The sequence below is a fragment of the Ahrensia kielensis DSM 5890 genome, assembly GCF_000374465.1.
Lineage (GTDB): Bacteria > Pseudomonadota > Alphaproteobacteria > Rhizobiales > Rhizobiaceae > Ahrensia > Ahrensia kielensis.
Genome location: NZ_KB894529.1, coordinates 462690 through 477867 on the forward strand (window position 1 = coordinate 462690; position 15178 = coordinate 477867).

Here is a 15178-nt window from a genome sequence, read left to right on the forward strand (position 1 = left end):
GCGGGCCAAAGCCCGCTCTCAATTCAGTTAGCGACGTAGACCAAGCTCTGAAATGAGCTTTGAATAGCGTGCTTCGTCCTTGCGCTTCAAATAGTCTAGAAGACTACGGCGCGAAGAAACCATTTTCAAAAGTCCACGGCGGGAATGGTTATCCTTTTTGTGGTCTTTGAAGTGACCTGTGAGTGTGTTGATGCGGTCTGTAAGGATCGCTACTTGCACTTCCGGTGAACCAGTATCGCCAGCTTTTGTGGCAAATTTCTGGATTAACTCAGCTTTACGCTCAGGTGTAATCGACATCGGATGTCCTTTCTTAAAATGAAGGGTTAATCGGTCGCCCAGACCGGGATGTCGTCCAGCAAGGGCCATATACTGCAAATATTTGCTGTATTGCGCTGCACATAGTCTATTTTGGCATGAAATGAAAGAGGGAGCTTTGTTTAAACTAAGCAAGCGCCAATGTCATAAAATAGCTGTGCGGATCCGGACCATAATCCGCAAATGGGCCAGAGGCGGTAAACCCAAAGCGTTCATAGAGCTTTTGTGCGGGCATAAAGTGCTCTGTTTTTCCCGTTTCTAAACTCAAACGTTCCAAACCGCGTTCACGCGCTTCATCAATGAGATGTTTAACCAGATGATAAGCGATGCGCTTTCCGCGGTGTTTTTCCAGTGTGTGCATGGATTTAATCTCACCCAAGCCATTGCCGTGATCCTTGAGCGCAACACACCCAACCAGTTCACCATCTAAATATGCAGACCAAAAGCTTATTTCAGGGACACGAAGCGCATCTATATCCAGCGCAAAAACGCTTTCAGCCGGTGTAATCGCAAACATATGGTCGAGATGCCGCTGCAGGAGAGCGGCAATCTCTGATCCCATAAGATCATCATCTTTGATCGTTAGTGTGGTCATTTTATTGCGAAAGAATTTTCACTTCCGTGAAATCTTCTAATCCCCAAGCGCCGCCCTCGCGGCCATTACCAGACTGTTTATAGCCACCAAAAGGATGGCCCATGCCAAGCCCTTTACGGTTCACACGCACCATACCAGCACGCAGGCGGCGTCCAACGCGATCACCTTTTTCTTTGTCATCCGTGCTCAAATAAGCAGCCAAACCGTATGGGGTATCATTACCGAGGCGCACAGCCTCATCTTCTGAACCGTCAAACGCAATCATGGATAGAACCGGACCAAAAATCTCTTCTTTGTAGATCGTCATATCCGGCGTTACGTCTGCAAATACGGTCGGACGGACAAAATATCCGCGATTAAAGCCTTCAGGACGACCCAAGCCGCCCGTCACGAGCCGCGCACCTTCTTTGATCCCGACTTCAATCAGCGCCTGAACCTTGTCATATTGCATCTGACTGACAAGCGGGCCGATGTGGCTGCCCTTTTCTCTTGGATTGCCTACTTTCACGTTTTCAGCAGCAATTTTGGCGATAGATACCGCCTGCTCATATACGCTTTCTTCAACCAGCATACGCGTTGGCGAATTACATGACTGACCAGTATTTTCCATGCAATGCTCAACGCCGCCGGTTACCATTTTCTCCAGATCGCAATCGGCAAAAATGATATTCGGTGATTTGCCGCCAAGTTCAAGCGTTACACGCTTAACCGTATCAGCCGCCCCTTTCGTGACAAGCGCTCCGGCGCGTGTTGAACCGGTAAAGCTCATCATATCAATATCTGGATGCGATGACATGGCTTCGCCAACGCCTGCGCCATCACCATTTACAAGGTTAAAGACACCTTTGGGAAAGCCTGCCTGATCAACAAATTCAGCAAAGAGCATGGCAGATAGTGGTGCTATTTCCGAAGGCTTAAGAACGCATGTGCATCCCGTCGCAAGCGCCGGAATAACCTTTAATGTGATTTGATTGATTGGCCAGTTCCAAGGCGTGATGAGACCGCAGACACCGATAGGCTCGCGTATAATTGTCTGCCCGTCTTGGAATGGTTTTTCCCATTCGAAATTATCCAGCGCTTTGAGGAAGCCTTTTAGATGCCAAGCCCCTACACCTGCCTGATCATTTGCGGCAAGGTCAATCGGCGCGCCCATCTCTAGGCTGATGGCTTCGCCCAACTCGCTCAAGCGCTCTTTCATGATTTCGCCAAGCTTGACGATAAGTGCGCGGCGCTCATTAACGGGTGTTGCCGCCCAGCTATCAAAGCTATCTTTTGCAGCTTTTACCGCTAAATCGAGATCAGCTTTCGCTCCCAAAGAGATAATCGCGCACGCTTCTTCCGTCGCAGGATCAATCACTTCCAAATCATTTTCAACGAGCGGTTTTACCCAGCTGCCATTGATATAAAAATTGCGCTTGTCGATCATTTTGGGCTCCATGTCTTGAAGCCCTAATGTAGGTTAAACGACGCTAAACAAAAAGCCCTATGATCAAAGATTAAATACGCGCTTGGGCTGAAATGTACCTTTACCAATCTCACCAATAGCCAGCAGTTTTCCTTTGATGAAAGCACATGCCTCATCTTCTGCAATTGGCGCATCCCGGCCAATCAACAAAGCAGGATTACCCATACGAATACGCTGGGCCTGTTCATCAGAAAGCTCAACGCGCGGCAAACCACCCATCGCTTCGCCTGTATCGAGGAGCAACGCATCAAGCGCGCTATAATCGACCGCTTCGTCATCACTTGTTTCTGGCTTTGCAGCTTCCAAATCAGAGAGCGACACAAGATCAGCTTCGTCAAATGGCTCAACAAGTGTGCGGCGCAGCTCGGTTACATGGCCATAACAGCCAAGCTCAATACCCATATCACGCGCCAATGAGCGCACATAAGTGCCCTTGCCGCATTCAACTTCGAAAGTGGTTTCATCCGCTGCGTGTTCAGTGATCTTGATCTCATCAATTTCAACTTCACGGGCTTTAATGTCCACCTGCTCACCACCGCGAGCAAGATCATAAGCGCGTGCACCATCAATTTTGATGGCCGAAAACTGCGGTGGTATCTGGCTAATCACACCTGTGTAATTGGCAAGAATGGCTTCTATTTCAGCTCGTTCTGGCCGCTTTTCCGAGGTCTTGATTTGTTCGCCTTCAAGGTCGTCCGTCGATGTTTGCGCGCCCCATGCAACTTTGAACCGATATGCTTTGGTTCCGTCTGTTACATAGGGCATCGTTTTGGTTGCTTCGCCCAATGCGATTGGCAAAACCCCCGTCGCAAGCGGGTCCAGTGTGCCACCATGGCCTGCCTTTTGCGCACCAAACAACCATTTGATTTTACCAACAGCTTCTGTTGACCCCATTTCCAGCGGCTTGTCTAAAATAATCCAGCCGGAGACTGGACGGCCTTTTTTCTTGCGTTGACGTGCCATTAGTCTTCGCCCTCATCGTCATTAAGATCGCGTGCAACTTCTGGGCTTTTCAGCAAGGCATCAATTTTCGAGAAATTGTCAAAACTCGTATCGGGCCTAAAACGAAATGACGGCATATATTTCATTTCACGCAATTGCGGGCTAACACGGCCGCGTATAAATTTTGCATTTGCTGCGAGCGCCTTAACAATGGGCTGCATATCCTGCTGGCCAAATGCCGTAATAAAAGCTGTTGCAATTTTCAAATCCGATGACATGCGCACTTCAGTAATGGATAGAACCACGCCATCAAGGGCTGGATCTTGCAGATCGCCGCGCTGAATAAGCTGCGTTAATGCATGGCGTACATTTTCCGCAACACGTAGCTGGCGCTGATTTGGTTCGTTTGTTTTACTCATAGGTTATTTGCGCTCTTCCATTGATAATGAGAACATAGCTTGAGGTTGAGTTTTGAAATTCGTATTTCGGCAGCGTTTGCTACGCCCGTTAAAAAACGTGAAGCATAGCCAAGCTTTGTCTTGCTGGGCGCTTTATGTGCCGTGGTATTATGCTTGAATTCAAGCGTCATATTGCTCCCCTACCGGACGGGATTGGACCGTCCGGTGTGAGTTTTAATTAAGCTTCAAGCTTACGTGCGATCTCTTCGACACGGAAACATTCAACAACATCGCCTTCGCGAATGTCTTCGTAGTTTTCAAATGCCATACCGCATTCTTGACCAGAAGGCACTTCAGCAACTTCGTCTTTGAAGCGTTTGAGTGTTTTCAGTTTACCTTCATGGATAACAACGTTGTCACGGATAAGGCGAACACCAGCACCGCGCTCAACTTTACCTTCAGTGACACGACAACCAGCAATTTTGCCGACTTTCGTGATGTTGAAGATTTCGAGCATTTCCGCGTTACCAAGGAATGTTTCACGGCGTTCTGGAGATAGAAGACCTTCCATCGCAGCTCTTACATCATCAAGTAGGTTATAGATGATGTTGTAGTAGCGGATTTCTACGCCAGCTGCTTCCGCAGCCTCACGTGCCTGTTTATTGGCACGAACGTTGAAGCCCATGATTGCAGCGCCTGTAGATTCTGCAAGCGACACATCGGTTTCTGTAATACCGCCGGCACCCGAATGGATGACACGTGCGATCACTTCTTCCGTGCTCATTTTATCAAGCGCACCATTAATGGCTTCTACAGAACCCTGTACATCACCTTTAATAAGAAGTGGGAATTCTGCACGATCCTTATCGGCAGCCAAAGCCATCATCTGTTCAAGTGAGCCACGCGCACCTGTTTGACGCGCAACAGCTTTCTCACGGTCTAAACGTTGACGGTAATCTGTGATTTCACGTGCCCGCGCTTCGCTATCAACAACCGCCATACGGTCACCAGCTTGCGGCGTGCCGCTAAGGCCAAGAATTTCGACCGGCATTGATGGCAGACCTGCTGCAATCTGTTCGCCTTGATCGTTGATCAATGCACGAACCTTACCCCACTGCGAACCAGCAACAATGATGTCGCCTGTTTTCAATGTACCCGTTTGGATGAGTACGGTTGCAACAGCACCGCGTCCCTTATCCAATTTGGCTTCAACAACTGTGCCCTCTGCAGAACGGTTCGGGTTGGCTTTCAACTCAAGAACTTCAGACTGCAACAAAATCGCTTCCAAAAGGCCGTCCAAGTTTGTGCCCTTAAGAGCCGAAACTTCAACTTCCTGCGTGTCACCACCCATCGATTCTACAAACACTTCATGCTGCAAGAGCTCTGTGCGAACTTTTTGCGGATCAGCAGATGGTTTGTCGATTTTGTTGATTGCGACGATCATCGGAACGCCTGACGCTTTGATATGAGCAATAGACTCAATCGTTTGCGGCATCACCGAATCATCAGCTGCAACCACGAGGATCGCAATATCTGTAGCCTGCGCACCACGGGCACGCATTGCAGTAAACGCAGCGTGGCCAGGTGTATCAAGGAATGTGATCTTTTGACCGTTTTGCTCAACCTGGTAGGCACCAATGTGCTGTGTGATACCGCCGGCTTCGCCTGCAGTTACACGCGCATTACGAATAGCATCGAGCAATGATGTCTTACCGTGGTCAACATGGCCCATAATAGTGACAACCGGTGCACGGGTTTCAAGATCTTCGACCTTGTCCTGAACGTCAAAGATACCTTCTTCAACGTCCGCTTCGGTAACACGCTTAACAGTGTGGCCAAATTCTTCAGCAATCAATTGCGCCAAGTCAGCATCAATCAAATCGCCTGGCTTCATCATCTGTCCCTCTTTCATGAGGTACTTGACGACATCAACCGAACGCTCTGCCATACGCTGAGCTAGTTCCTGAATAGTGATTGTTTCAGGTAGCTGCACTTCACGCGCTACTTTCTCGCGCGGGCCAGATTGACCGCTTTGCGCGCGCTTGATTTTCTCTTGGCGACGACGCATCGCTGCCATTGAACGTGATCGGCCTTCGCCATCACCTGTCGCATTGGCGAGCGTTAGCTTACCACGACGACGCTGATCTGTGCCGCGTGTATTACGCGCTGGTTTAGCATCTTCTTTTTCAGGGCGACGCACTGGCGTTGGCATAGCGCTACCACGTTTGCTTTCGCTACGTGCAGCAGCTGCTTCCGCATCAGCTGGAGACATTTGTGCCGCTTTGGCCGCTTTTTCTTCAGCGCGCACTTTTTCTTCAGCGCGGCGCTGTTCATCAGCTGCGCGTTTTGCAGCTTCTTCGTCCTGCTTACGGCGGAAATCTTCTTCTGCCGCACGTCGGCGTGTCATTTCAGCCGCGCGTGCCTCATCTTCAGCAGCACGTTCTTTTGCACTTTCGAGCGCACGCATACGAGCGTCCATCTCATTCTTTGATAGATTGCGGCCACGTGCTTTATTGACAACAGGTTTCGCAGCCTTTGGCGCTGGCGCTCTAGCAGGTATTTGTACCGGCGGCGTCGTCGGCTTTACAGGCTCTTTAGCTTCAACAGGCGCCGATTTTTCTTCTGGCACCTCTTTAACAGGAGCAACCTCTTTAACTGATGCAACCTCAGGTTCCTGCGGTGCAACAACTTCTTCCGCAGCAGGTGCCGTCTCTTCAACAACAGCTGGGGTCTCGCGCACCACTTTACCTGGCGGCGGCGGTGTTTCCACACGTGTTTCCGTTTCTTTAATGCGGGCTGCAACAGCCGCTGCTGCCGCTGCCATCGCATCGGCTTCAGCTTTAGCCTGAGCCGCTTTTTCTTTAGGCGTTAGAAACTTGCGTTTGCGCGTTTCAACCACAACCTGCTTAGAGCGGCCATGGCTCAAATTTTGACGCACAGTACCTGAACCACTACCCTTTAAAGAGAGAGTGCGCCCAGAGCCGCCTTTTTTATTGTCGTCAGAATTCATATCGCTCATTCTTCGTCCGTTTCTTCCTCATCCCAGAAGCTTTGTCCTTCTGGCATGTCATGTTCATCTGCTATCTGCCGATACATTTTCAGCGCATTAAGTCTTTTCAGCGCTGCTGCACCCGGTCCAGCATTCATTATTGCGGCATGTATCACATTTCCGCCGCCAAAAGCCAAATCCATTTCGTCACGTCCAAATAAAGTAAACGACTCTATTCTTGGACCACCCAGATGCACTGTTGCGCGTCTGGCTTGCGTTATCTTTCTTACGCCGTCCGGCGCTGCCGCCGTAGAGTGCAAAACTGCCAATGCTTTGCCTGCACGAACCGCTTTGTCGACCTGCGCCGAACCGAAAATTGCTGCTCCAGCCTTTCGTGCCAAACCCAAGCTACCAAGGGCAGCGCGCTGAAGCAGTTGATCAACCAGATCGGGCAAATCGGCGTGCGCGGCAACATTTTGTTTAAACCCACGCGCAAATAGCCCTTTAGCAACGGCCTTCTCTATATATGTGCGCTCAGCACGCACCCAACAACCACGACCAGGTAAATTTCGCTTTAAATCAGGCACAACCTGATCACCTGGCCCAATGACAAACCGCATCAAAACGTCCGCGTCACCACTTTCACCTGTGACAATACATTTGCGGTCATTCATATCAGATGCATTGCCCTTGGTCATAATTGTCACGCAAATCGTTAAATCGCGTTCGATACCTCTGCTTCATCAGTTTCAGTTGCTTCAGCCTCAGCGTCTGCATCCAAATCTTCCTGCTTAATCCAACCTTCTGCAAGGCGCGCAGTAACAATCATCTCTTCTGCTTCGGCACGTGTTGTTCCGTAAGGTGTAAAGAGACCATCAAATGTTTTTGTCTCACCATCTTTACGTTCACGCCATCCGCACAGATCGTCAACGGCACAGCCAGCAAAGTCATCCATGGTTTTGATACCATCTTCACCAAGCGTGACCAACATTGCTGTTGTCATACCTGGAATCTCGATCAGAAGGTCTTCAACGCCAAGTGCTTTACGTTTTTCGTCATTTTCTGTTTCGATACGTTCTAGGTACTCATTTGCTCGTGTTTGTATCTCACCAGCAGTATCTGCGTCAAAACCGTCGATTGCCGCAACTTCATCAGCATCAACATAGGCTACCTCTTCAATCGAAGAGAAACCTTCAGATGCCAGTAGCTGACCAACCATTTCATCAACGTCTAGTGCATGCATAAACAATTCAGAGCGTTCGGCAAACTCTTTCTGACGACGAGAAGATTCTTCTTCCTCTGTCAGGATATCAATATCCCAGCCTGTTAGCTGTGATGCCAAACGCACGTTCTGTCCGCGGCGACCAATTGCCAATGACAATTGCTCGTCAGGCACAACAACTTCAATACGCTCAGCATCTTCATCAAGAACCACTTTAGCAACCTCAGCAGGCTGCAACGCGTTCACGATAAAGGAAGCCGCATCTGGCTGCCAAGGAATGATATCGATTTTTTCACCCTGAAGTTCGGCGACAACGGCCTGAACACGTGAACCACGCATACCAACACAAGCGCCAACAGGATCGATTGAAGAATCTGAAGATATAACGGCGATTTTTGCACGTGAACCAGGGTCACGAGCAACGGATTTGATCTCGATAATACCATCATAGATTTCCGGCACTTCCATCTGGAAGAGTTTCGCCATGAATTGTGGATGCGTACGGCTCAAGAATATTTGCGGGCCACGCTGTTCACGGCGCACATCATAAACAATGGCACGCACGCGCTCACCATAACGGTAAGTCTCACGTGGGATCAGTTCGTCACGGCGAATAATGCCTTCGCCGCGGCCCAGATCAACAATCACATTGCCATATTCAACACGCTTAACAGTACCGTTGATGATTTCACCAACACGGTCTTTGTATTCATCATACTGCTTATCACGCTCAGCTTCGCGCACTTTTTGCACGATAACCTGCTTTGCAGATTGCGCTGCAATGCGGCCAAAATCGAGCGGCGGCAATGTTTCGCGCGTGAACTGGCCAACTTCGATTTCAGGATTATCAGCACGTGCCAAATCAATATGGATTTGGTTGTCATAGTTTTCGACTACGTCGACAACTTCCATCAAGCGCTCAAGTCGGATTTCACCAGTTTTGGCATTAATGTCCGCGTGCACATTGGTTTCTTGACCATAGCGGGACTTCGCTGCCTTCTGGATGGCATCCGCCATCGCACCGATGACAATTTCTTTGTCGATCAGTTTTTCACGCGCAACAGCATCCGCAATTTGAAGAAGCTCTAGTTTGTTTGCACTTATGGCCATGAAAGTTCTCCTTGATGGCGCCAAGCCATCAGCATTTCACTTTAAGAGTTGTCGTTATTATCTGTGTCGTCGTCTATCGTTTCACCACGCGCTATGCGCGCAGCTTTTTCCGCTTTCAAAGAATCGCGGATCAATTCATCAGTCAAAATCAATCGAGCATCGCTTATCGCATCGAGTGGAATCACCACTGAACTGTTTTCACCGTAAGTTGCCTTGTCCGGCACCAGTGTGAACTCGCTCTCGGTAACCGCTGTAATAGTACCACGGAACCGTTTGCGGTTTTCCACCAAGCGTGACGTTTCCAACTTAACGATATGCCCGTCCCATTTTGCAAAATCTGATTTGCGAACAAGCGGCCGATCAATACCTGGCGTTGAAATTTCCAAATAATACTGGCGCTCAACAGGGTCTTCGACATCAAGTAGCGGTGACACTATGCGGCTGACTTCTTCGCAGTCAGAAACCGTCATTGTGCCGTCTGGCCGCTCTACCATAATTTGCAAGGTAAGGCCATTCAAACCACTTAGTCGGACGCGGCATAAAACATAACCCGCACTATTAATGACTGGCTCAACAATGGAAGCAATACGAGCATCAACACCCGTCTCTGTGATGAGGCGCGGCTCATAGTTTTCCACCGGAGGTAAAGCGTTTTGTTCGGTCATAGGCCCTTTAAGTAATAAAAAAGAGCGGGTCCGTTAGGCCCACTCTTGCTCGTTCGATCAAGATTTTCATTTGATATACGCCCACACTGACGGATTTGCAAGGACGCTGTTGAAATTCTCGGTATTCAGCCAAAGTTCGCGGTTTACTTTTTGCTAACCACGTTTGTTTGCAGCTGATTAACCAAGAGCATTTACCATGTTTGTTAAGGGCTTCGCTTACGGCTCATTTGTTTTGTATAGGTAAATTGATTATGCGTTTTTCGAGTGTTTTTGTCAGCGTTCTCGCTGGGCTTATCGTCGCGGGCTGTGCGTCCAAACCCAAACCGGTTACGAGCCTTAGTGCAGATCGACCAATCACTGCAGCGTCTTACCAAGCAGATGAACCTCTCATCTTCCGCCCAAAAGAGCCCAAAGCAGAGTATGAAAACAACTATAGTTCAAACCACGGCCTTGCTGGACGGACCATCTACGCCTCCTCAATTCGAGATATAAAACTGCGGAATAAAGAGGTCATCCTGACGTTTGATGATGGTCCTGCGCCCGGCAAAACTGAACGCGTCTTAAATGCGCTTGATCAGCATGGCATCAAAGCAACATTTCTTATGGTAGGTCAGATGGCAAAGGCAAATCCAGCCCTTGCAAAACGCGTTGCACAACAAGGACATGCCATAGGTAGCCATACCTACAATCACGACAACCTTGCCAAACAAAGTTTCTCTTCCGCGATTGATAATATTCGCCGAGGCGAGCGCGCTGTACGCGCGGCCACTGGCAGCGAAGTTGCTTTCTTCCGCTTTCCATATCTAAGCCACACGTCAAAACTACGTGACCACCTCGCCTCACGCGGAACAGTGGTTCTCGACGTTGACGTTGATAGCAAAGACTATTTTAAAGTAAGCCCTGCGCATGTCGTGGAGCAAACAATGAAGCGTTTACACACCAAAGGTAACGGCATCATATTGTTGCATGATCTTCATAATCGTACAGCCACGATGTTACCGACATTGCTGCGCCGATTGAAAGCAGATGGCTATAAAGTCGTCAATTTACAGCCTTCGCGCGGTGCCGGTGGGGCCGTTGCCTTACTTGACAATTAAACGGCAACAACCAATGAGAAGCGCCTGCAATTGCGGGCGCTTCAAACGCGTTAAGCCAAATCTACTTTCGTAGGAATGTTAGATAGGCAGGCGTGCGACCTTCTCTAAAGGCTTTTGCCTCATAACGCGTGCCAGGCCATGCCCCATAGGGCGTATGCCAATCATCAGCAGTTTGCGCCAGCCACTCAAAATCTGGATGCTCATCACAATGATTGAGTGTCCAATTAACATATGTGTCGATATCTGATGCGAAACGGAACAAGCTTCCCGGTTTCATAACGCGGGCAAAGCGAGACAAATTTTGCGGGTTCACAAAACGACGCTTCCAATGCTTCTTCTTTGGCCAAGGGTCTGGATAAAGAAGATCAATGCCATCAATCGAATTTGCTGGCATCCAATCAAGAAGCTGGGTGGCATCATCATCATAGACGCGAAGATTTTCCAAACCTGCTTCGCTAGCATTGGCCAGAAATTTCGCCATTGAATTAACGAATGGCTCTACACCAATAAAACCAATATCAGGGAAGCGTGTCGCCTCATGAATGAGATGCTCGCCGCCGCCGAAGCCAATTTCAAGACGCACCTTCGCTGGCGCATGCTCAAATAACGCCGACATCGATGCGGGGGCTGTGTCTGTATCGATAGCAATGCGCAATTTGGGTAATTGCGACTCATATTGACCTGATTGGCGCGGCTTCATTGCCTTACCGCGCCTTCTGCCAAAAAATGCCTCTGTAGAACGGCTTCGTCTATCTTCGCTCATCACCTATGCGCCGATCAGGCAGCAACAACAGCGGCTTTAAGCGCTTTAACGATGTCCGTTTTTTCCCATGAGAACGAACCGTCGCGCCCAGCCTTGCGGCCAAAATGACCATAAGCTGCAGTTTTCGCATAGATTGGCTTGTTCAAGTTCAAATGACGACGAATACCGCCCGGCGACAAATCCATAGTTTCGCGGATTGCAGCTTCAATTTTGTTTTCGTGCACTTTTCCTGTGCCATGCGTATCAACGTAAATTGACAAAGGTTGAGCCACGCCAATTGCATAAGAAAGCTGAATTGTGCAGCGGCTTGCAAGTTTGGCAGCAACAATATTTTTCGCCAAATAACGCGATGCATAAGCAGCCGAACGGTCAACCTTGGTTGTGTCTTTACCAGAAAATGCACCGCCGCCGTGGGGGGCTGCACCGCCGTAAGTATCAACAATAATCTTGCGGCCAGTTAGACCAGCATCACCATCAGGGCCGCCGATCACAAATTTACCCGTCGGATTAATGTACCAGACGCAGTCATCAGCAATTGGCAAATCTGTCAATGCTTCACGAATATATGGCTCGCATACGGCGCGTACTTTTTTGGAATCCCATGACGCATCAAGATGCTGTGTTGAAAGCACGATCGATGTTACTTCTTTTGGCAAGCCATCTTCATAGCGCACTGTAACCTGTGACTTTGCGTCTGGACCAAGCTTAGAAACATCACCCTCGCTTGTTTTTCGTGCGGTTGCCAACAGTTCAAGAATTTTATGCGCATAGTAAATTGGGGCTGGCATAAGCTCTGGCGTTTCCTCACACGCATAGCCAAACATGATGCCCTGATCGCCTGCGCCTTCTTCACCTTGACGGTCGGCAGAATTATCAACGCCCTGCGCGATGTCCGCTGATTGAGCGTGAAGCAAAACATCGATTTTTGCAGTTTTCCAATGGAAGCCATCTTGCTCATAACCAATATCTTTAATGGCACGACGTGCTGCAGAGCGAAAACGTCCTGGTGCAATTACTGGATTTCCCGCTGCGTCTTTGAGCACGTTACCAGACTTGTCTTTCTTGAAGAAAGTCTCCGGAACACGTACTTCCCCAGCGATCACAACGCGATTGGTCGTCGTTAGTGTTTCGCAGGCAACGCGCACATTCCACACGGCATCATCACCGCTTTTACGCGCCTCTTTATAAATCATGTCTACGATTTCGTCAGAGATCCTGTCACATACCTTATCAGGGTGGCCTTCGGAGACAGATTCACTGGTAAAGAGGTAATTTTGGCGGCTCATATCGGTAATCCTGCAAATAGGGTAATAGCGGCAATTGCCACCGAATATTGGCAGTTTGGATATTGGTTTGAGGTATAAAGGTCAAGGGCAAGACAGCATAATAGAAAGATATAAACATAAGTGCATATGTTTTACCTATGCGTTAAACTGTGCCTTCATCTCCGTCAGCCAGCGTCTTTACAAGATCAATCAAGCGGCGACGCACTTTTGGATCAGAAATCTTAACGAAGGCACGGTTGAGTTGAAGACCTTCAGAACTGGAGAGAAAGTTGACGACATAACTTGTCGATGTCTCCTCAAGACCGCCGGGCACAACCGCATCACTGCCTGGCGCATCTTCAAAAAAGAATGAAACCGGTACATTTAAAATACCTGCAAGATTCTGAAGTCGGCTCGCGCCCACACGATTGGAACCTTTTTCGTATTTCTGGATTTGTTGGAATGTAATACCCAGTGAATCGCCTAGTTTTTCTTGGCTCATACCGATCATTGTACGGCGCAGACGAATTCTGCTCCCGACATGAATATCAATAGGGTTGGGGACCTTCTTTGTATCGGTCATAATCGTCCTCACTCCGCTCAGGCGGCATTATTTGCTCCGCTCAAGCGGCATTATTTCGCTGGCTCTGCACGTTAGCAAAGCTCTCTCGCAAGTAATTTCCACTTTTAACCAAATGAGTCAAACGACTGGATTGGCACTCAAACGCAAACTCACCCTCGTGTCCGCGAAACAATGCCAATAGTAGCAAACAAAACAACCAGCAACCAAAATATTTGTGATTGGAACTGTTTACCAAAAGGAATGGCAAGGCTAGCAGGCAATTCTGCATCGATTGCACCTGTCTGCCCATACTCCAATTTTGCCTTAATACGCCCCTTCGCGTCAATAAAACCAGAAATGCCATTATTGGCGGCACGAACCATGGGCATACCCATTTCGACAGCGCGTAATTGGCTTTGATGAAAATGCTGGTATGGTCCCGGTGTATGTCCATACCAAGCATCATTGGTTACATTAATCATAAGCCCGTCAGTTTTCTCTAAGTGATTGATTTCACTGCCAAAAATCACCTCGTAACAAATCAATGGAATTGCTGTAAGCCCTGTAGAGATAGGCAGGCTTCGTCTTTGCGCGCCAGAAAAATAACCCCGATCCGCCGCCGCTACGGCTTTAAAGCCCCATTGTTTCAGCTGTTCCGAAAAGGGCAAATATTCACCAAATGGCACCAAATGCGTTTTATCTGCGGCGCTTGTAATGATGCCTTCATCATTGATGAGCAGCATTGAATTATAATAACGGCGCTGACTGCCATCACTGTCTTCATCAACTTCTTCGCGCACCACACCAGCGATCAAGCTTTGTCCGACCTTTAGCATGTCGGCAATTGCCGCGACAGCCTGAGGCTCACGCGTTAAAATGAAGGGCACAGACGTTTCTGGCCAAATAATATAACGCGGCCGTGCCAAGGTCTCATCGACAATTGGCTGCGAAGAAAGTTCCAAAAGGGCAGCAAAGACCTCTTTGCCATCGCCAGGTTCAAGCTTGGTGGATTGATCAACCGCTGGTTGAACAATACGCACAATACTGCCTTCTGCATCAGGTTCTGGGCTGTAGTTCAACCGCCATACACCAATGCCTAAATGCCCGCCAAGAAGGATCATAAAACATATAAGCGCCAGAATACGCTCACGACCCTTTGTGAAAAAAGCTGCCGGAAGCGCAAAACAAGCAACCGCTAAAACATTCATCGCGTCGGCACCAACAAAGGCCGAGCTTTGCATCATGAGCGGTGATGGCTGAATAGTATTGGATAATGCGTTCCAAGGAAAACCGGTCAAAACAAAGGTGCGCAACCATTCTGCGACACCAAATGAAGCTGCGAGCACAAATATCCGCGCGACACTGGAGGACCAAAAGCTTCGGGCTAAAACCGTTGCAGCGCCGTAAAAAATGGCAAGCAAAGCAGGTAGCCCAAGAACGGCAAGTGGAATAGCCCAAGCAAATTCAGGTGCTTCGACTAAAAGCGCATTTGAAATCCACCAAAGGCCTGCAACAAAGTAGCCGAAACCGAAGAACCAACCGGTCCAAAACGCCGGAAAATGACGGGCAATGCGACCAGCTTCAATACGGCCTACCGCACCATCGAGTAACCAGACCAATATAGGGAATGTGAGAAACCCAATGAAGAAAAAATGGAATGGCGCAAGCGCAAGCGCCGTCAATGCGCCAATCATGAACGCGATTAGCGCACGCTTCCAGCCTGAAAGCAGTAATATTTTTTGCGAAAGACGCTGCACGTCCACCTCATTCGAATCACGTCATCAATAGAA

General features: G+C 48.8%; 15 protein-coding genes. 1 reads left to right on the forward strand and 14 read right to left on the reverse strand.

Annotated elements, in window-relative coordinates:
* Positions 1-27: 27 nt before the first annotated feature.
* From rpsO to rimP, 10 genes are all read right to left on the reverse strand, one after another.
* Positions 28-297, reverse strand: a complete 270-nt coding sequence (gene rpsO / locus C504_RS0108395; RefSeq protein WP_018688886.1) for a 30S ribosomal protein S15 — start codon at positions 295-297, stop codon at positions 28-30.
* Between the two features lie 145 nt (positions 298-442).
* Entirely contained in the window at positions 443-910 is a 468-nt protein-coding gene (locus tag C504_RS0108400; protein ID WP_018688887.1) for a GNAT family N-acetyltransferase, read from the reverse strand.
* Between the two features lies 1 nt (position 911).
* Positions 912-2348, reverse strand: a complete 1437-nt coding sequence (locus C504_RS0108405; RefSeq protein ID WP_041951611.1) for an aldehyde dehydrogenase family protein — start codon at positions 2346-2348, stop codon at positions 912-914.
* A 51-nt stretch (positions 2349-2399) separates the two neighbouring features.
* A complete protein-coding gene (truB, locus tag C504_RS0108410; protein ID WP_018688889.1) occupies positions 2400-3338 on the reverse strand; it encodes a tRNA pseudouridine(55) synthase TruB in 939 nt (312 codons plus the stop codon).
* Positions 3338-3736: a 30S ribosome-binding factor RbfA gene (gene rbfA / locus C504_RS0108415; RefSeq protein ID WP_018688890.1), complete on the reverse strand. Its 399-nt coding sequence runs from the start codon at positions 3734-3736 to the stop codon at positions 3338-3340. Before rbfA ends, truB begins: the two co-directional genes overlap by 1 nt.
* The gene (locus C504_RS18750) at positions 3733-3906 is read right to left on the reverse strand and encodes a hypothetical protein (protein ID WP_018688891.1); all 174 of its coding nucleotides are present in this window, start codon (positions 3904-3906) and stop codon (positions 3733-3735) included. Before C504_RS18750 ends, rbfA begins: the two co-directional genes overlap by 4 nt.
* Before the next feature lie 47 nt (positions 3907-3953).
* A complete protein-coding gene (gene infB / locus C504_RS0108425) occupies positions 3954-6734 on the reverse strand; it encodes a translation initiation factor IF-2 (protein ID WP_018688892.1) in 2781 nt (926 codons plus the stop codon).
* Entirely contained in the window at positions 6731-7402 is a 672-nt protein-coding gene (locus C504_RS0108430; protein ID WP_018688893.1) for an RNA-binding protein, read from the reverse strand. Before C504_RS0108430 ends, infB begins: the two co-directional genes overlap by 4 nt.
* Before the next feature lie 17 nt (positions 7403-7419).
* Positions 7420-9036, reverse strand: coding sequence for a transcription termination factor NusA (gene nusA / locus C504_RS0108435; RefSeq protein WP_018688894.1), 1617 nt, complete (start codon positions 9034-9036; stop codon positions 7420-7422).
* A gap of 41 nt (positions 9037-9077) precedes the next feature.
* The gene (gene rimP / locus C504_RS0108440) at positions 9078-9701 is read right to left on the reverse strand and encodes a ribosome maturation factor RimP (protein WP_018688895.1); all 624 of its coding nucleotides are present in this window, start codon (positions 9699-9701) and stop codon (positions 9078-9080) included.
* 251 nt (positions 9702-9952) lie between these two features.
* Between rimP and C504_RS0108445 the strand changes: the two genes are divergently transcribed.
* On the forward strand, positions 9953-10798 hold the full coding sequence (locus C504_RS0108445; RefSeq protein WP_018688896.1) for a polysaccharide deacetylase family protein: 846 nt from the start codon (positions 9953-9955) through the stop codon (positions 10796-10798).
* Positions 10799-10859: 61 nt separating this feature from the next.
* Here C504_RS0108445 and trmB read toward each other — a convergent pair whose 3' ends face one another.
* From trmB to lnt, 4 genes are all read right to left on the reverse strand, one after another.
* Positions 10860-11561, reverse strand: a complete 702-nt coding sequence (trmB, locus tag C504_RS0108450) for a tRNA (guanosine(46)-N7)-methyltransferase TrmB (RefSeq protein WP_018688897.1) — start codon at positions 11559-11561, stop codon at positions 10860-10862.
* Between the two features lie 14 nt (positions 11562-11575).
* Positions 11576-12847: a methionine adenosyltransferase gene (gene metK / locus C504_RS0108455; RefSeq protein ID WP_018688898.1), complete on the reverse strand. Its 1272-nt coding sequence runs from the start codon at positions 12845-12847 to the stop codon at positions 11576-11578.
* Positions 12848-12989: 142 nt separating this feature from the next.
* Positions 12990-13409, reverse strand: a complete 420-nt coding sequence (locus C504_RS0108460; protein WP_018688899.1) for a helix-turn-helix domain-containing protein — start codon at positions 13407-13409, stop codon at positions 12990-12992.
* A 149-nt stretch (positions 13410-13558) separates the two neighbouring features.
* The gene (gene lnt / locus C504_RS0108465) at positions 13559-15145 is read right to left on the reverse strand and encodes an apolipoprotein N-acyltransferase (protein WP_018688900.1); all 1587 of its coding nucleotides are present in this window, start codon (positions 15143-15145) and stop codon (positions 13559-13561) included.
* Between the last annotated feature and the right edge of the window lie 33 nt (positions 15146-15178).